Source organism: Lentibacillus sp. CBA3610, assembly GCF_013373365.1.
Lineage (GTDB): Bacteria > Bacillota > Bacilli > Bacillales > Amphibacillaceae > Lentibacillus.
Genome location: NZ_CP035925.1, coordinates 3,617,181 through 3,635,096 on the forward strand (window position 1 = coordinate 3,617,181; position 17,916 = coordinate 3,635,096).

A 17,916-nucleotide genomic window follows, 5' to 3' on the forward strand; every position below is an offset into this window, starting at 1 on the left:
TAGGAAAGTATAAAATTCAGGGCTGTTTTAATCAAAGAAATTGGCTCTCGCGCCGATTTCACCCAATCCGATCCCTTACTTCCGGCTTTTGGAAAGACGAGGGTGGGCCTGACTTTTCCTTATGTAATGGTTTTGTAAAAAACATGTTTAATTTGTTAGATTAGGGGTATACCATTCACGTGTATGCAAAGACGAGGGGGTTCAAAATGAGCGAGCAGGAAGTAGTTGTCTACATCAGTGAAAATAGTATGCAGTGCGAGAAGCTGCTGGAAAAACTCAATCAATGGGATATCAATTTTAAAAAAAGAAACGTCACACAAAACCGGGAATACTTGGATGAGCTTCAGGAAGAGGGTATATTTGGTACACCTGCGACATTTGTAGACGAAAAAGTAGTCCTGGGAACGCAAGTCAATAAAATTAAATATGCGCTTGGTATGATGGATTCTTATCAATCGCATAATTCGTTTGGCAAATGATTATGGCTTGGATGGGCTGTTTCACACATTTTTCCGCTGCTTTTCATATAATGCTGAAGAACATTTGGAAAGAGGTGTGTGTTATGCGAAGATCCTATCCTTTTTGGCCAGCTGATCGTGATTATCAAGTATACAGCCCCTATATAACTAATCCAGTAAATACGAACTATAATACCTATTACCAAACGCCTTTTGAAGCGTTTGCTAAACCGAAACAGCCAATGAACTGGCAGCCGCATCCTCAGTATGATGAATCATTTTCCCAGTCTGCAAATCCAAATAATCTGCTGTATTACTTTCAGGATAATAATGGTGAACTTGATCTCGATAAGATGTTGTCAACAGCCGGGCAGGTAGCAAACACGGTTCAGCAGATTTCGCCGGTGGTCAAACAGGTCGGAAATCTCATGAATCAGATCAGATGATTTATTAAGATTGTCCGGTTTCTTTGTTGTGCATGAATAACGCCGGATAAGGGAAAAAGAAGATATATGAATAACAAGGAGAATTCGCATGATAGGATGTTTGATGATACATGGCTATACCGGTAGTCCGTATGAAGTTGGCCCATTGGCGGATTATCTGAGGGAACATACAGATTGGTTTGTGGATGTACCAACATTGCCTGGGCATGGCAGCGAACTTCATTTGGAAAATGTTTCACATAAAAGTTGGCTGACAGCAGCAGAGAATTCGTTAAAGGAATTAAAGGAGAAAACGGACAAAATTTACCTGATCGGTTTTTCAATGGGTGGGATGATTGCTGCTTACCTGGCTTCCAAGCATAATATTGATAAGTTAGTGTTACTGGCTCCATCGGGAAAATATTTATCATTCCGGCAAATTGCAAGGGACTTCAAAGGTGTTATTGCTGACGGATTTAAAGGCAAGCTGAAAGAGAATAATCTGTATTTGCATTATAAACAAAAATGGGGAACTGTACCATTTAAAGCCAATATTGAATTTCTTAAATTAGTCAGATTCACCAGACGATACTTAAATAAGGTGAAATCACCTGTTATGATCGCTCACGGGCAACAGGATATGGTGGTGCCATATAAAACAGGTTATTATCTTGATAAAGAAATGACCTCTGAGCAAAAAGAAGTAGTGTTCTTTGAACGTTCCGGGCATCTGATTTGCCTGGGGGATGACAATGTAACATTAAACAGGCTGATTTATGAATTTCTAACTGAAGAGAAAGAGGGGAATGCAGTCACGTGACCATTCGCCTCTTTTTTTACGTACACAGAAATCGGCTGTCTCGCCGATTTCATCCAATCCGACCTCTCGAATCCGGTATTTGAAAAGAGCGTTTTTTCTTATTTGTCTTTGAAAAAGGAAATGACAAGACCGCCCTCACCGGCATAAGTAGCTATTAACGGTCCCATTTCTGCCAAATAGGCATCTTTGAACGGATATTTATTCTTAATTTCTGAGAGTACTTTGCTGGCACGGCTTTCCGCATTACAATGAGACATGGCAATGATTTTATCCTCAAAGTCTTTTGTATATTCCCCGATTTGTTCAATAAAGCGTCTAATGGATTTTTTATCGCCGCGTACCTTTTCCGTTACTTCAATGGTCCCTTCATCACTTCCACGCATAAGCGGCTTAATGTTCAGTGTTTTGGCTATGGTCCCTTTGACACGGTCAAGACGGCCGCCACGAATCAGATTTTCCAGTGTTTTCAGGACAAACAATGAACTGGTTTGTTCAACACGTTCGTGTAAATGTTCTACAAGCTGTTGGTATGAATAATTTTCCTCTATCTTTGATTTAGCTTCGTGTAACAGCAGAGCCAATCCGCATGAAGCAGTTTTTGAGTTGATGACTTCAATTTGTCTCTCTGGTTCTTCTTCAAGCACCATGTTTTTCCCGAGTACGGCATTTTCATACGTGACGCTTAAGCCTTCCGATAAGCTCAGCATAATAATCGGCGTATTCGGATCGACTTGTTTATAGGCATCATAAAAGTCATTCGGGCTCGGGGATGAGGACCGCGGTAATTCATCCGATTCAGTCATTTTTTGATAGAAAGTTTCCAAATCAATGGTCACGCCAGCTCTGTATTCCTGATTCTGGAAATACAAATAGAGTGGAACGACTTTGACGTTCAATAGATCGCTTAAACGTTTTGGAATATCCGCACCGCCATCGGTCATTAGTTGTATATGCATCATTTCACCCAATTCACTTTTGTGTGTTGCTTTCATTATATCAGTTTATGCCGGTCGTTGATATGATAAACGCCAAAGTTCAGGGTAAAAAAACGCCAATGTAAAGAGGAATCGCCAAAGTTCAGGGTAAAAACGCCAAACAATAAACAGGAAACGCCAAACGTCGACAAGGAATCGCCGAAATTCAGTGCAAAAACGCCCACCGCAGCTTGTACCGTGCGTTTTTGCTCATTTCAGCGTCTTCTCTTATGAAACTCCATAATGCAAATCATTTCGGCTCCGATATGGTGACTTTGCGTTTCTTGGTCGTACTCATGATGAAGAGGAATAATCCGAACAGAACAACTGAGCCGCCAAGCAATTGAGACCATGTGATCATTTCACCCAATATCAAGTAAGCAAGGATGGACGCGCCTATCGGTTCAAACACGATAGCCATCGAAATGGTTGCTGTGCTCAGCCACTTCAATGCCCAATTAAACAATGTATGGCCGAAGAATGTCGGGAATATCGCCAACGCGAGAAATATGAGCCAGTGATCAGCAGAGTATCCTAAAAAGTCATTGCCGCCGATCAGGTTATACAAAATCAGTGTTACAGAACTGATGCCATAAACGACGAATGTGTATGTGATTAGTGACAGGCGTTTTCTGACTTGCTGGCCCATCAGGAAATAGGCTGTTATAAAAATGGCTCCCAGGAGTGCGAGTATATCACCGAACAACGCCATGCCGCTTATTTGAAAGTCGCCCCAGCTAATAATCACACTCCCTGACAGAGCGATGATCATGCTGATGATGGCGCCGTATGAAAATCGTTCCTGGAAAAAGAAATAGGTTCCTAAAAAGGCAAAGATCGGCTGCAGTGTAACAAGGACTACTGAGCTTGCCACCGATGTATAATTTAAAGATTCAAACCAGACAATAAAGTGAAATGCAAGAAAGATACCTGCCAGTGCAGATAAGATCCAATCTTTTTTTTGAATGAAACTGAATTCATGCCTCGTTTTTAATAGAACATATGGTGCCATAATCAGGACAGCCAGCAACAGGCGGTAATTAGCAATGATTGCTGCCGGTGCCTGATCCGCAAGTTTAACCAGCACTGCTGATGTTGAAACGGATAGAACACCAATGACAACCGCAATATATGGATTAAACGGAGGGATTCGCATAAACAACAACCTCCTCGTCTTGAATTCTGTAATCGTGAATCTTGTATATTTTATCATGCTGCAAACGAAAAATCATATAGGAAGTAGTGGATATTAGTCAAAATCCTGTGTTATGATAAAATGACTGTTATTTTGGATGAAAGATTTCATGTGCAGGAGGCCTTTTTCCATTATTGGGAGAAGCCTCTTTTTACAACGTCAGCAAGTATAAAGTATGGTTGACCTTATAAAAACTTCGGCACCCCGCTTTAAGACGGGGCTATGCCTGAGTTTTTCAACAGCCATCATACGTTAAATACTATGTTGAATTAAAGAAGGAGTAGAGTTATACGGTGACAACATTTAATGAACTGAATATTTCACAGCCGATTATGAAAGCTTTGCAGGAGATGGGCTTTGAAGAAGCAACCCCGATCCAGGCGGAAACGATACCGCTTGCTTTACAGGGAAATGACGTGATCGGACAAGCACAGACAGGAACAGGAAAGACTGCTGCATTTGGTATTCCAATGATTGAACACATCGATCCGAAACAACGGAAAATTCAAGGACTGGTCGTGGCACCTACCAGAGAATTGGCCATTCAGGTGGCTGAGGAAGTCAATCGGCTTGGCAAAATAAAAGGCGTACGCGCAATGTCGGTTTACGGCGGGCAGCAAATGGGGCGGCAAATCCGCGCATTGAAAGATGGGCCGCATATTGTTGTGGCAACACCGGGAAGGTTACTTGATCACATGCGGCGTAAAACAATCAGAACGTCAGATGTACAGACGACAGTTCTTGATGAAGCTGATGAAATGCTGAATATGGGATTCATTGAAGATATTCGTGACATTTTGAAAAATATTCCGGAAGAACGGCAGACATTGCTATTTTCCGCAACAATGCCAAAGGAAATCCGTGATATTGCCACGAACCTGATGAAAAACCCTAAAGAAGTCAAAATGAAAGCAAAAAAAATGACGGTTGAGAATATCGATCAATTTTTTATTGAGATCCCTGAGAAACAAAAATTCGATACGTTGACAAATCATTTGGATTTTTATGCTCCGGGACTTGCAATCGTCTTCAGCCGGACGAAAAAGCGGGTGGATGAAATCACCGACGGGCTTCAGGCACGCGGGTTTCGTGCAGAAGGTATTCACGGGGACCTGACTCAAGGGAAGCGGATGTCGGTTCTGAATAAATTTAAAAACAATCGTGTTGATGTACTGGTGGCGACTGATGTAGCGGCACGGGGACTTGATATTTCAGGTGTGACACATGTTTATAATTTCGATATACCACAGGATCCGGAAAGTTATGTACACCGGATTGGCCGTACAGGAAGAGCAGGACGCACCGGAGAAGCGATATCATTCATTACACCACGGGAGACCGCACATTTAAATTTGATTGAAAAAGTGACAAAAAGTAAAATGAAGCGGATGGCGCCTCCGACTTATCAGGAAGCGAAACGCGGCCAGCAGCAGGCAGCAGCAGATAAACTGCGGAAAAAGATTGATCAGCAGGATTTGCAGGACTATCAGGAAACTGCCAGTGAGCTTCTGGAGGATTATGATTCGATGACAGTTGTTGCAGCTGCCCTTAAAATGATGACGAAAGAGCGGCGTAATGCACCTGTCAAAATCTCGTCCGTTCAACCGATCAGCGTGAAAAAAGCGCAGGGCGGCAAGAAGCATCATAAAGGCAGACCGCAAAATAAGAAATTTTACGGAAACCGGGGGCAAAGCGGACGCAAGCAAGGAGGCCGCAATCAAGGCGGACGTAATCGCCAGGGAAATTATCAGAAGCGGCGCAACCACAACTCGAATAACTAAACGATGATGACAGACTCGGGTGGTATTCCGGGTCTTTTTAGTTTGTTTTGACGACCTTTACAATGTCAACGCGCAGAAAAGGCCATGCGTATGATTGCGCGATAAACATTACCTATCAAAAACGCCGAAACTTTGGTAACATAAATTCGTAGATAATAGTATGACTATCATTATTTGGAGGAAGTGACATTATGCGACAGCCACCGGTTAACCGGATTGCCCGGGATGCCATCAAAGCATGGAAAATAGCGGCTGCTATTGTGGTCGGGGTGTTCTGGTTAATAACCATTGCATTTTTAATATTGGCTTATATGTTTGAATTTTCCTATTGGTTTGGAACAGTGGCCATTGTCATCAGCGGGTTAAGTACATTTTTCTTTGTGTTTTTGCTGCCGAAACTGCGCTGGAGAAGATGGCGCTATGAAGTGTTCGAGCAGGAGATTTATATTCAGCATGGGATATTGATTGTATCACGTACACTTGTGCCAATGATCCGTGTGCAGCATGTCGATACAAAACAAGGCCCCATTTTGAAAAAATACAAGCTGGCGAGTGTGGAAATTTCCACTGCAGCGACCACTCACGAGATCCCTGCTCTCGTCGAGGAAGACGCATCGGATCTGAGAGACAGGATTTCGGCACTGGCAAGGGTGGATGAAGACGATGTTTGAAGCAAAACGTTTGCATCCGGCAGCTATTCTATTCAACTTGATTAAAACAGTACGTGAATTTTTATTTGCTATCGTCTTAGGTTTTATTACGTTCCGGGATGAATCACTGCTGTATTTTGTACTGATTGTAGCAGCTTTATTGATCATTTTCATTGCAGGAAGTGTGCTGACATGGTACCGCTATACTTATCGGATTGAAGATGATGAACTGCGAATCGAGTATGGCGTATTCATCCGCAAAAAACGCTATATATCCAAAAATCGTATTCAATCAATTGATTTGACATCAGGTGTTATTCACCGGATTCTTAAACTCACGAAGGTGCAGATTGAAACGGCAGGAACGGGAACAGGTGCTGAAGCATCGCTTAGTGCGGTTAAACTTGATGAAGGGGAAGCGTTACGGAAAGAGCTGAAATCGAAGGCAACACAGTCTGCTGATGATGCAGCGGATATGTCAGAAGAACCTGCAGAACAACCGGGTCCATCCCGAAAAATCAGTTTTAAACGGTTATTCATTGCAGGTACGACATCAGGTGGTGTAGGTGTTATCCTCGCATTGGCAGTAGCCGCTTTTTCGGAACTGGAGCAATTCATACCCGATCGTTTTTTCGATGACACGATTGAATGGGTCGTTGGCTTAAGCGTGCTTATACTGATTGTGATCGGGATTTTCATGCTAATCCTTCTCTGGCTGCTGGGAATTGCCGGAACAATGATTAAATACGGAAATTTTACCATTACGAAAAATGATGATGAATTATTTATTACCCGTGGCCTGTTGGAAAAGAAACAAGTGACGATTCCATTGAAACGAATCCAGGCAATCGGCATTCAGGAAAGTATTATCCGTCAGCCGCTCGGATATGTTACGGTGTTCGCGGAGATCGCCGGGGGTTCAATGGATAAAGGCGAGGATTTTTCATCAATCCTTTTCCCGATTATGAAGCGGTATGAATTGGATAAATTTCTCGAAACATTTCTACCGGATTATGCCGGAATTCAGCGGGAACTGACCCCTTTGCCCAAACGAGCACTAAAATTTTATATATTGCGTGCTTCGGTGCTGTTTTTGCTGATTTTAGCAGCGGTTGCCATTTTCATTCCGACATTTATTTGGATACCATTGATATTGCTGCTTGTCGGCGGTCTGCTCCTGGGATGGCTTTCGGGTATAAAGATGCCGGCTTTAATATCCAGGGCAGGCCGATTAACGATACGGCACCGTTTCTGAGCCGAAATACCATCATGATGTAATCATAAGCGCATCCAGGCATTTGAGAAAAAACAACATAAAGTCCAGAAACTGCAAAATTTGGCCACTGCCCAATTTTCGATTGTCGGGACCATGGGAGCAGGTAAACATTTCATGATTAAGGATTTGGAAGTCTCCCATACTGATGAAATGTCAGATTGGTATTCACGCAGAAGTGAAGGTCAAAGTGGGGAGAATCAGACAATTTACGGACAGTTTGTCCCAGGGGATTATCTGGAAAGGAAATCGCGGCGCTAAGACCGATTCCTTTAAAATATCCGGCTGAAACAAAAGCCGAGTATAATCAGGAACTCCAGGAATATCCATAGGCCGTTTTTTGAAAATCTTTTTGTTCCGCTGCTTTTTTTTTGCCCAGCGGTTCGGATCAAATTGAATAGAGCCGTCATCAACGGATCGTCGCCTCACCCATGGCATATATGGGCGTACATTATTCAAGACAAGTGGTGCAAGTGCAAAACCGCCAATGAAGCCAAACACATGGGAATACACATTAATACCCGAGCGCATAAAGGTCATGATCAGCCCGATAACCAATATAATGGTAATAATCTGTGAGCTTGATTGGTCAATCAGGTGTTTACGGAAGGCAACCATGAATACATAGATCCCAAAGAGTCCGTAAATAGCACCGGACCGGCCAACATGGCGTAAATGGCCGGCCGAGCAAAAGGGTGGCAAATATTCCCGGCAAGGCCGGCGGCCAAGATAGGCCAGCCGTGAACTTTTATTTACCAGCATTTGCTCCAGGGGCCGGACGAATAACAACTAAATGCAAATGATTAAATAATACATGCATGAGATCGGGCATGAAGGAAAAATAGACGTCAGCAAACGCCAGTATTCCCCTGGCTGATATAGAGGTTAACACCCCTTCCCCAGGAATTCAATAAATGTACCAAGCGGCGTCTGCAAAAATCCCGGTTAGAAACCAAGTACAAATGGATAATAATCAGCCAGAAGACAACAGGGTAAAGTTCCTGAATTCCTTAATACTGGCGCTCATTTCGTATAAACATTCGTACCCTCCTTTTTTTTATTATTATACCCGCCTACGGAAAATTATACTCCGCTAAAGCAGTGTATTGTTCGTCTTAGGAATGGTTATTTTAATTATCTCCTTGTCTTTAAATTAGAACCAAGAAAAGTATAAGAGACTCCCCCTAATGAAATCACAAGACAGTTTCATTTACATATCATACCTGTTTTCGGCTTTATAGTCAGATGCAGCCGAGTATGATACATGATAGGATTGTATTATAGTATGATGATTACAATCTTACGAGTCTAATGATATACAATTTCCTGCAGAGAGGAAAGCGATTTTTATGATAAAAGGTATTGGAATTGACATAATTGAACTGAACCGCATTCACGATAGCATACAGCGACATGATAAACGACTGGCTGATAGAATTTTAACACATGCTGAAAAAGCGTGTTTTGAAACGTTAACGAATGAACGGAGAAGGGTTGAATATCTGGCAGGAAGGTTTGCGGCTAAGGAAGCATTTTCCAAGGCAGCCGGTAGTGGCATTGGCAAATTAAGTTTTAAAAATATGGAAATCATGTCAGATACGTATGGTGCTCCAAAAATGAATGTTGCCGGTTACGAAGACAGACGTATTTTTATATCGATTACGCACAGTAAAGATTATGCCGTGGCACAGGTTGTTTTGGAGGAAAAGAACTGACGGGTGTTTTTGCATAATTGGATAGGTTGTCTCATATATTCTAGTGCGGGCAGGAGGGAATAGTGTGTATATTGTCACCGCAGAAGAAATGTACGGAATGGAATATGAAGCCATTAATGAAATAGGCATTGAAGGAAAGTTATTAATGGAGAATGCAGGGCGAGCCATGTCGGACAGGATTGAAAGGCGTATAAGCAGAAACAGATCGGATTAAAATTTTCGCCGGGAGCGGTATAATGGCGGCGATGTTTCGTGAATTGCCAGGACATTTGCTTGATAACGGATACGAATGCATCTGTTGTGCAAGTGTCGGATGAAAAAGTGTCAGGTGATGCATTTTATCAACAATTATTTAATCAAATGTGGCGGGGATGTCCACGTTATGCGGCAAATCCCGGAGATTGAAGTGCTTATCCGGGAGACGGATGTGATGGTTGATGCTATCTTGGGCATCGGCACGACAGGGATGCTTCGTCAGCCGCTGAACGAGATTGTGACGCGTATCAATCAGGCTGATGCTTATGTCATTTTCAATTGATATACCCGCCGGTTGCCGGCAAATGAAAGGTGTAAAGCACTTTCAAGCGGTAACAGCCAATGAGACGGTTATTGCAGGTTTCCCAAAAATGAGCGCGTTTCTGGAACATACAGCATCCTATTATGGAATGTGGGATACCATTTTATTTGGGCTTCCGGCCAACACCTGTAAATCAATGGCGCATTCGGCGTGTCTGGAACAGAAGAAGATTTTCCGCCAAAAGCATGCCTGAACGGAAGCGTTAATGCCATAGGTGATCATGGACGGGGGTAGTTATCGCGGCATGCGGAAATGCCGGGTTCGATTGCGATGACCACGAATGCTGCATTACGACAGGCGCTGGTCTGGTTACGGCTGCCACAGCAAAGACGTCATACCGACAGTCGCGCCAACAGTGTACGAAGCAACATACCTGAACCTGGGATGACACAGGACGGGTTATGAATGGGCATACAATCATACCTTTGACCCGTTTATGATGCAGCAGTTCTTGGTATGGGGAATGGGACGTCAAGTGGAAACCTTTTGAATTGGTCAAGCAAGCAGTGGAGGCTGCGTGTCCGCTGATTGTGGATGCGATGGGTTATACATCTGAAACCGGCTGCTCAATGAGCTAAACATCGTACAGAGCCTGCTGTCCTGACACCATCCGGGTGAAAATGGCTATGCTATTGGATATTTTCCCGTTCAGAAACTGTTGCAATCACCATTTTCCCTATACGAAAGTTCGCCGAAATATCAAGGTATACACGTCATACTTAAAGGGATGTTACAATCATCACAAGCCGGAGGCAAACAAACAGTCAGCACTGCCGGAAATCAGGGCTTGCTAAAGGCGGAACCGGAGATGTTCTTTATCCGGGAATAACTTTAGCCATGGTTATGCAACAGCAGCCGCTCACGATGCATTATGCAATGCCTGCTTTGTTCATGGCAAAGCTGCCGATCTCCTGACTGAAACTACGCATTCTGTCTTATGATCTGACGGCTTCAAGATGTCATCCGGCATCACAAATGTTTACGTACATTTTCAGCCAAAAAGTGACAATGACCTTTTCCCTTCGTCAACACGACGGCTCGCAATTGTGTGAAATGTGACAAGGGAGACATGTCCATGAAAAAATTGTTAGGTACGTGGGTTGTCATCGTTGTGGGCCTTACCCTTAATACTATCTGCCTGGTGTGAACCAGTCCTCAGGAAGATGTTGTTTGCTGATTTGGACGAATCTCGAATCCATGGATGGGTATATAAAGCCAAATGCCGAAATGACGATGAATACCGGACAGGAAGATCAGACGTATAATATAGAACATCTGGCACAAGAAAGAGGATTTACCCGTGTGGAAACTGAGTAATGATCAGGAATGAAGAAGGCAACCAATTATTCTGAAAAATGAAGATGGCGTATTTGTCCTGTCACCTGAAACTGACAAAAGCTTCAAATTTCAGGAAGAGTGGCCGGAAAACGGCAGTCAGCCATACCTTTACCAATCACTTGTCAACGATATCATGAAAGATACGGAAGCTGAATTCGACACAAGTGAAGATCATTACGTTTTTGAAACGAAAACAAATTATCAAAGCAACAATAATTTGGCCATAATCAGGATGTTACTTTGATAAAAAACAATTATACACCGGCTATGGTAAAAGTTTCTGGACAAAGACCGGAATGCTTTGGTTGAAGTGATTTCTTCTGAATTTAATACAGACCCCACTTTTGAAGACGATTTTACAATGGAGAAAACATGGCAAGTGCAGAATCTGAAGACTGTGTTTCGGGTGAGTGAAACAGAAGCAGACACGTTCACTGTCATGCATCCGCAACATATGGCAGGATCAGAACTTGTCGAGGAAAACAGAGGTAGACAACAGAAAATGGCAAGCGGGTCATCATGACTTTTTCCGGCGATAAAGATTTCACCCTGGTTTGAGGAAAAGCAGGACGTGTAACAACCATGTCATCACGCAAAATGGTTGACGTGAAGATTGTGAACTGGGCCACTCGATTGGTGCGTGCACTGTCCGATAACACGATTGAGTGGACTAATAACGGGATGAGCTTTGTCCTGGCAAGTGAAGAGCTGACCAGAGAAGAAATGATTGAAGTTGCACAATCTGTACAAGGTCAAGATGTGAAGTAAATGAAGTGCCGCAAGCAGACTCATCAGAGAGGGGGTCTGCTTTTTATTTTTGGGCATTTTCGGTAAAATTAAGGTAAGAAGGGAAACAAGGAGGATTTTTGGTGGACGGAAATATTTATCGCAGTACATGGCCGAAGTGGATCTTAACGCAATAGGTCAATAATATTAAACCAATGAAAAAGTAAACTTCCCTGAACAGTGTGAGGTTAATCGCGTGGTCAAAGCAGATGCATATGGTCATGGAGCGGCCCGAGGTTGCTGAAAAAAGGATTGGAAACTGTGCAAAATGCTGGCGTCGCACTTTTGGAAGAAGCATTAAAGCTGCGTGAGGCGGGTATCACAGCTCCAATTCTTGTGTTTGGACGGGTTTTGCCGCAGGATGTCCCGGTTGCTGTCCGGCACGATATTACGCTGACCTGCTTTCAAACGGAATGGGTGCATGAAGTGAACCAGCTTTCGCTTTCATCACCGGTGAATGTACATATGAAATGGGATACTGGTATGGGACGAGTGGGATTGCGGACGGCTGATGAGTTAAAAGAGCTTACTGAAGAAATCAATGACAGTTCGGCTATTAATTTAACCGGTATTTATACACATTTTGCCACGGCTGATGATGCTGGATTTGATTATTTTGAAATGCAGCAGAGCCGGTTTGAATATTTACTGCAAACATTTGAAGCGATCTGGAATAAGCCGGTTTCAGTTCATATCGGCAACAGCGCAGCATCCATTCGCTTTCCTGAACGGATGTACGATTACATGCGGTTTGGCATATCGATGTACGGTTTATACCCGTCAGATGTTTTAAAAGAAGAACGTGAGATTGATCTGAAGCCTGCATTCTCATTGCACAGCAGACTTATCCATGTGAAAAAAGTGGATCCGGGCGAATCAATCAGCTATGGTGCAACGTATACGACGAGAGATCAGGAATATATCGGCACCATACCGATAGGATACGCTGATGGCTGGATCCGCAAGCTGCAGGGGATGGACGTATTGATCGATGGCAAACGAATGCCGATTGTCGGAAGAATTACAATGGATCAGACGATGATTAGACTTGACAAAGAATATTCTGTTGGGACCAAGGTAACCTTAATTGGGAAACAAGGAAATAGTGAGATTGAAACCGATGAAATTGCGGCAAAACTGGATACCATCAATTATGAAATACCATGTATGATATCAAGCCGTGTTCCAAGACTGTATCAATCAGATTAATGGCAGAGAAGGTCCGTCACGTTCAAAGCGCGCTTCATAAAAGCTGAATTTCATCGAGAGAAGGTCTGTCTCGTTCAAAGCGTGCTTCATAAAAGCTGGATTCCGTCGAGAGAAGGTCTGTCACGTTTAAAGCGCGCTTTATAAATGCTCCATGAAAAACTGTTTTATTCTAGTTTGGTGGATCTTTGATTCATGAATGGCTGCCATTTACATGAGGGCGAAATTAAATTTCTTAATTGTTGTTGGCATAAAATGTCTGTTTCGTAATAATATAGATAGCAGGAGCCCATTTAAAGCCAGGAAAGTGGGTATAAATATTTTGTATAAGCCTATTTAATATGGTGAAAAATGATGGTTAAAGTAGATTTTTGGGGCCAGGTTTCCAACAATATTTCAATAAGCCTTTGCAAACCATGTCATACAATGATATTATTGAAAAAGAATTTAATAATGATCGTTTACAAGTTGTCGGAGGTGCATGGTTTTGTCAGAGAGCTCACAAGAAATTTCAGTACGTTTACCAAAGAACCTGCTAAACGAGGTGGATGGACTTATGAAGTATGAAAATAGTGATTTAAGTGATTTCATATGTCAGGCGACGCGAAATTACTTGGAACACAAAAAAGAGGAGCATATCCAGCAGTTCCGTGAATCGATGCAGCAAGGGTATATGGAAATGGCTAATATTAATCTGACAATCGCTTCAGAAGCTTTTCAGGCCGAAGAAGAAGCTGAGAAAAATAATTTACAGCGTACAGTGATCGGGGTGTAAGGCTCTTGATCGTTCAAAGAGGCGAAGTATATTTCGCCGACTTATCCCCTGTAGTGGGATCAGAACAGGGAGGCATACGCCCGGTATTGATCCTGCAGAATGATATCGGAAACCGGTTCAGCCCAACTGTTATTGTTGCTGCTATAACTGCTCAGATTCAGAAGGCCAAACTCCCGACACACGTGGAGATCAATGCAAAGCGGTATGGATTTGACCGTAATTCGGTTATATTGCTGGAACAAATCAGAACGTTGGATAAGCAGCGGTTGACCGATAAATACAAAGCTTGATAATCATATGATGGAAAAGATTGATAAGCATTGGAATCAGTCTTGGACTAAATGAAATGTATGATCAATAGGTATGCCCCCCCTTTCAATTTAAGAATAGGGGTATTTTTTATCCCGTGTGTCATATCAGGCTCAATATCTTTTCAAAGCCGATTTTATAAAAAGCCCGTTTTCTAAAAGATTGTTGTTCATGCCACAAAATCCATAAACAGCGACGTAGAGAATATTTTAAGTGCAGTAACACCGCTCCGGAAATACGCTCCGCGCACCTTAGGGCGGCTGGTGAGCCACCTCGTGCTCGTCGTGTTGCAAGTGTTTTCGGTGAAGCAGCACTCCTCGCAGAAAAAACTCGCTGACGCGCTCCGGGGTCTCACCTATGCCTCTCATCCCGCAGGAGTCTCCGCATATTTCCTCCGCTGTTTTGTGCTTTATAATCATATTATTTATCGTGTAATCAAACCTCTTTTGTGGTTGTTGATTGGAGTGAAGGCCAGTCGAACTCCTGCGGAAAGCGGGCAGCTGAGACCGCAGGACAAGGAAAGCTTCGACGCGATGCCATCGCACGAAAGAAAAAGTGGTTTTCTTTATCGAGGAAGCGGTTTTCTTCCGAGGAGACTGAAGCGTTGTCCTAAGGTGCGCGACTGGCCGGAACGGAAATCAACACAGCACTTACGTCGCATTTTTACATCTACTACGAAGTTAAAAGCAACAAAATTTACGAAAAGCAGCCTATAAAACGATAATGACTTTCACTGCCCCCTCTTAGGTGAAAGTCATTTTTTTGCTATTAATCGAATTTTGACTGATTTTATGATAACATGTGATTAAATATGTAAAAAATAATTTTCGAAAAATAATGTATAACGTAACAGGGTGAAAAGTAGGAGGAGAATATGGATAGAAAGTTTAAAGGCATTGTACTGGAAAATAGTGATATAATTGTGCAAAAGTGGATCGATGAGATTGATTCACTGAAAACCTCCAATTATTCTTCGAGTGTTACGGATGAATTGTTGGAAAGTACAAATCGGGAATTTGTCAATATTATTTTCAGCAGTATTAAAGATGAAGGTGACACGAAACAATTAAAGGAATTTGCTGAAAAGCTGATTAATCTTGGCTGGCAGGTTAGTTACATAACAGACGGTCTGCAGGTTTCAGGCCGTGTCACGGGTTGACTTTATCCTGGAACCAATCAGATCAAATCGACACAACTAATATTTCTGAATTGCTGCAGATGTGGATAAGTGGGTTTGAACCTGTGATCAGACAACTGTTAATGAGTATTCAGGACTGGGAAGAAATATCCTTTCCTGCAGCGGGTTGCACTTCAGGAATATCTGCTCCGCTTATTCGCGTCATGGATGATATAACCGTAATGCCAATTAGTTGAACGATTGATACCCGAGCGTGCCAAATTAATTATGGAAAATTTGCTTGATGGTGTCATCAAACATAATTCGGAAGTTGTTTTAATTGATATTACAGGTGTCCCGGTTGTTGATACAATGGTCGCACACCATATTGTTCAAGCCGCAGATGCAGTTCGTCTGGTTGGTGCGACATGTATTCTTGTCGGTATACGGCCGGAAATTGCTCAGACCATTGTGAATCTGGGAATTGATTTGGGCAAATTCCCGACCAAGAGCTCACTTAGAAAAGGATTTCTCAAAGCGCTTGAATTAACCAACCGCAGAATTATTGACACGAAGAAGAAAGATGATACCGTTGCAGACTTGATTGATTCCCTTGGGGGAGAGTGATAAAGTGCGGATACCTATTTTAAAATTACATGATTATTTATTGATTTCGATTCAAACGGAAATGGATGATAACACGGCTATACAGTTTCAGGAAGATTTGCTGGACAAAATCCATACGACCGGAGCCTCAGGTGTTGTGATCGACCTGACATCTGTTGAAATCATTGATTCCTTTATAGCAAAAGTGTTAGGTGATGTCGTGACGATGTCAGATCTTATGGGGGCGAAAGTTGTATTGACCGGGATTCAGCCTGCAGTTGCCGTCACATTAATTGATTTAGGCATACATTTAAAAGATGTCCCAACTGCATTAGACTTGGAGCAAGGGTTGATTAAATTACATCAGGAATTGGGGGAATGAGGATGGATCTCCAATCCTGTGTTAAAATTGAAAAAGAGTGGGATATCGTGAAGGCACGTCAGCTTGGCAGGGACATTTCCCGTGAAATTGGATTCGGTACGGTTGATCAGGCTCGTATTGCTACTGCGATATCCGAACTTGCCCGCAACGTATATTTATATGCTGATAGCGGTGAGATATGTTTTGAACAAACTGATTCCCTGGAGAAAAAAGGGCTAACCATTATTTCGACTGATACGGGGCCCGGGATTCAAAACATCAGTCAGATTATGGATGATGGTTACTCAACGTCAGGCGGTCTGGGGGCAGGCCTTCCCGGGGTGAAGCGTTTAGTCGATCAATTTGACATTCAATCGGAGGAGGGCAAGGGAACCGAAGTCATAGCTTTGAAATGGCTAAGATAAGCAGATAGGGTAATGTATGGCAAAAGGGGGAACATGTGTTAGTCCACCCCTTATTTTGCTGTTTCATATTAAGGGGGCGTGCTGGAATGGAAACCCTGAATACAGATATCAGCAACTATCGCAATTTATTAAAACATTACATTGAAATACGTGACGAACAGTCGCTTTACGGTGCCGAACAACTTAGTAAAATGTTTATTAAAAATAACGTTCCACCAGAAGAGATTGTCAATCTTCATATTCAGGCACTGGAAGAACTATACCCGGATGTACCTGAATATTTCCGACATTCAATGAACTTTCTGGTGGAAATTATGATTACGTATGGCATTGCCTATCAGGAAAATTATTCATTACGGGAAGAACAATCACAGCTTAAATCAGAGATTGCTGTAGCGGCGAATATGCAGGAAACGCTGCTTGCAACGACGAAACCTGAAACGGAAGATCTCGATATTGGTGTCGTCAGCGCTCCGGCAAACCAAATGAGCGGTGATTATTATCATTTTTTAGAGGGTAAAGACAATTCCATTGGCATAGCTATTGCAGATGTAATTGGAAAAGGGATCCCGGCTGCATTGTGCATGTCGATGATTAAATACTCAATGGACAGCCTGCCGGAAGCAACCATGAGTCCTAAAACGATACTAAAAAATTTAAACCGGGTTGTTGAACGAAATGTTGATGCAGGCATGTTTATCACGATGTTTTATATCCAATACCTGCCAGCCAAAAACAAAATTCGATACGCATCTGCCGGACATGAACCCGGTTTTTACTATAATGCTGAAACGAAAACATTTGAAGAGATCAAAGCGAAAGGGCTGGTACTTGGTGTTTCCCCGGACGCAGATTACCGGGAATATGAACGGACAATTAATAAGGGTGATATGGTCGTACTTCTGACAGATGGTGTCACTGAATGTAAGCAGGGTGACCGGTTTATTGAAACAGAAGAAGTTCTGGAGGTTATCGAGCAATACAGTGATTTACCGGCTCAGGAGATGGTTAATAAGGTCTATAAACATTTTGAACGGATGCAGAATTTCCAGTTCCGTGATGACTTTACGCTGCTTGTTTTTAAAAAGGAAGTTTAGCGGCAAGTTAATCGGGGAATAGAATTTT

Annotated in this window: 24 protein-coding genes and 1 pseudogene; 22 read left to right on the top strand and 3 right to left on the bottom strand. The window is 42.6% G+C overall.

Features of this window, described 5'->3' with window-relative positions; translation table 11 throughout:
- Window positions 1-206 precede the first annotated feature (206 nt).
- From Len3610_RS18045 to Len3610_RS18055, 3 genes are all read left to right on the top strand, one after another.
- Window positions 207-479: a glutaredoxin family protein gene (locus Len3610_RS18045; RefSeq protein ID WP_176449168.1), complete on the top strand. Its 273-nt coding sequence runs from the start codon at window positions 207-209 to the stop codon at window positions 477-479.
- Between the two features lie 83 nt (window positions 480-562).
- On the top strand, window positions 563-904 hold the full coding sequence (locus Len3610_RS18050; RefSeq protein ID WP_176449169.1) for a YppG family protein: 342 nt from the start codon (window positions 563-565) through the stop codon (window positions 902-904).
- An 88-nt stretch (window positions 905-992) separates the two neighbouring features.
- Complete coding sequence (locus Len3610_RS18055; protein ID WP_176449170.1) at window positions 993-1,703, top strand: alpha/beta hydrolase; 711 nt, start codon at window positions 993-995, stop codon at window positions 1,701-1,703.
- A 98-nt stretch (window positions 1,704-1,801) separates the two neighbouring features.
- Here the strand turns inward: Len3610_RS18055 and Len3610_RS18060 are convergent, their stop codons facing one another.
- Both Len3610_RS18060 and Len3610_RS18065 read right to left on the bottom strand, forming a co-directional pair.
- Complete coding sequence (locus tag Len3610_RS18060; RefSeq protein WP_176449741.1) at window positions 1,802-2,659, bottom strand: DegV family protein; 858 nt, start codon at window positions 2,657-2,659, stop codon at window positions 1,802-1,804.
- A gap of 268 nt (window positions 2,660-2,927) precedes the next feature.
- Window positions 2,928-3,833 (bottom strand): DMT family transporter, encoded by a 906-nt coding sequence (locus tag Len3610_RS18065; protein WP_176449171.1) that lies wholly within the window; start codon window positions 3,831-3,833, stop codon window positions 2,928-2,930.
- Window positions 3,834-4,165: 332 nt separating this feature from the next.
- On the opposite strand from Len3610_RS18065, the gene Len3610_RS18070 reads away from it, so the two are divergent.
- The 3 genes from Len3610_RS18070 (at window position 4,166) to Len3610_RS18080 (ending at window position 7,558) form a co-directional block, all read left to right on the top strand.
- Entirely contained in the window at window positions 4,166-5,653 is a 1,488-nt protein-coding gene (locus tag Len3610_RS18070) for a degradosome RNA helicase CshA (protein ID WP_176449172.1), read from the top strand.
- A gap of 191 nt (window positions 5,654-5,844) precedes the next feature.
- Complete coding sequence (locus Len3610_RS18075) at window positions 5,845-6,324, top strand: PH domain-containing protein (protein ID WP_176449173.1); 480 nt, start codon at window positions 5,845-5,847, stop codon at window positions 6,322-6,324.
- On the top strand, window positions 6,317-7,558 hold the full coding sequence (locus tag Len3610_RS18080) for a PH domain-containing protein (RefSeq protein ID WP_176449174.1): 1,242 nt from the start codon (window positions 6,317-6,319) through the stop codon (window positions 7,556-7,558). Before Len3610_RS18075 ends, Len3610_RS18080 begins: the two co-directional genes overlap by 8 nt.
- Before the next feature lie 186 nt (window positions 7,559-7,744).
- Here the strand turns inward: Len3610_RS18080 and Len3610_RS18085 are convergent, their stop codons facing one another.
- On the bottom strand, window positions 7,745-8,338 hold the full coding sequence (locus Len3610_RS18085; protein ID WP_176449175.1) for a rhomboid family intramembrane serine protease: 594 nt from the start codon (window positions 8,336-8,338) through the stop codon (window positions 7,745-7,747).
- 587 nt (window positions 8,339-8,925) lie between these two features.
- On the opposite strand from Len3610_RS18085, the gene acpS reads away from it, so the two are divergent.
- The 16 genes and pseudogenes from acpS (at window position 8,926) to Len3610_RS18160 (ending at window position 17,888) form a co-directional block, all read left to right on the top strand.
- Window positions 8,926-9,291, top strand: a complete 366-nt coding sequence (gene acpS / locus Len3610_RS18090; protein ID WP_176449176.1) for a holo-ACP synthase — start codon at window positions 8,926-8,928, stop codon at window positions 9,289-9,291.
- A 64-nt stretch (window positions 9,292-9,355) separates the two neighbouring features.
- On the top strand, window positions 9,356-9,505 hold the full coding sequence (locus tag Len3610_RS18095; protein ID WP_176449177.1) for a hypothetical protein: 150 nt from the start codon (window positions 9,356-9,358) through the stop codon (window positions 9,503-9,505).
- Window positions 9,506-9,673: 168 nt separating this feature from the next.
- Complete coding sequence (locus Len3610_RS18100; RefSeq protein WP_176449178.1) at window positions 9,674-9,829, top strand: NAD(P)H-hydrate epimerase; 156 nt, start codon at window positions 9,674-9,676, stop codon at window positions 9,827-9,829.
- Window positions 9,813-10,061: a hypothetical protein gene (locus Len3610_RS18105; protein WP_176449179.1), complete on the top strand. Its 249-nt coding sequence runs from the start codon at window positions 9,813-9,815 to the stop codon at window positions 10,059-10,061. The genes Len3610_RS18100 and Len3610_RS18105 overlap by 17 nt, the downstream gene beginning before the upstream one ends.
- 977 nt (window positions 10,062-11,038) lie before the next feature.
- Window positions 11,039-11,185 (top strand): hypothetical protein, encoded by a 147-nt coding sequence (locus Len3610_RS18110; protein ID WP_176449180.1) that lies wholly within the window; start codon window positions 11,039-11,041, stop codon window positions 11,183-11,185.
- 382 nt (window positions 11,186-11,567) lie between these two features.
- A complete protein-coding gene (locus Len3610_RS18115; protein WP_176449181.1) occupies window positions 11,568-11,729 on the top strand; it encodes a hypothetical protein in 162 nt (53 codons plus the stop codon).
- A gap of 59 nt (window positions 11,730-11,788) precedes the next feature.
- Window positions 11,789-11,974 carry a hypothetical protein gene (locus tag Len3610_RS18120; protein ID WP_176449182.1) on the top strand — a complete coding sequence of 62 codons (186 nt, stop codon included), beginning with the start codon at window positions 11,789-11,791 and terminating at the stop codon, window positions 11,972-11,974.
- 255 nt (window positions 11,975-12,229) lie between these two features.
- Entirely contained in the window at window positions 12,230-13,201 is a 972-nt protein-coding gene (gene alr, locus Len3610_RS18125) for an alanine racemase (RefSeq protein WP_255259679.1), read from the top strand.
- 484 nt (window positions 13,202-13,685) lie between these two features.
- Window positions 13,686-13,973 (top strand): CopG family ribbon-helix-helix protein, encoded by a 288-nt coding sequence (locus Len3610_RS18130; protein WP_176449183.1) that lies wholly within the window; start codon window positions 13,686-13,688, stop codon window positions 13,971-13,973.
- A 5-nt stretch (window positions 13,974-13,978) separates the two neighbouring features.
- Window positions 13,979-14,334 (top strand): annotated as a pseudogene (locus Len3610_RS18135) (type II toxin-antitoxin system PemK/MazF family toxin).
- 223 nt (window positions 14,335-14,557) lie between these two features.
- Window positions 14,558-14,998, top strand: coding sequence for a hypothetical protein (locus tag Len3610_RS18140; protein WP_176449184.1), 441 nt, complete (start codon window positions 14,558-14,560; stop codon window positions 14,996-14,998).
- 158 nt (window positions 14,999-15,156) lie between these two features.
- Window positions 15,157-15,441, top strand: coding sequence for a globin family protein (locus Len3610_RS21965; RefSeq protein WP_369693604.1), 285 nt, complete (start codon window positions 15,157-15,159; stop codon window positions 15,439-15,441).
- Window positions 15,442-15,660: 219 nt separating this feature from the next.
- The gene (locus tag Len3610_RS21970; protein ID WP_369693605.1) at window positions 15,661-16,026 is read left to right on the top strand and encodes an STAS domain-containing protein; all 366 of its coding nucleotides are present in this window, start codon (window positions 15,661-15,663) and stop codon (window positions 16,024-16,026) included.
- A gap of 4 nt (window positions 16,027-16,030) precedes the next feature.
- Entirely contained in the window at window positions 16,031-16,387 is a 357-nt protein-coding gene (locus tag Len3610_RS18150) for an STAS domain-containing protein (RefSeq protein ID WP_176449185.1), read from the top strand.
- Between the two features lie 2 nt (window positions 16,388-16,389).
- Window positions 16,390-16,791 carry an anti-sigma regulatory factor gene (locus Len3610_RS18155; protein ID WP_176449186.1) on the top strand — a complete coding sequence of 134 codons (402 nt, stop codon included), beginning with the start codon at window positions 16,390-16,392 and terminating at the stop codon, window positions 16,789-16,791.
- Window positions 16,792-16,877: 86 nt separating this feature from the next.
- Entirely contained in the window at window positions 16,878-17,888 is a 1,011-nt protein-coding gene (locus Len3610_RS18160) for a PP2C family protein-serine/threonine phosphatase (protein ID WP_176449187.1), read from the top strand.
- Window positions 17,889-17,916 lie beyond the last annotated feature (28 nt).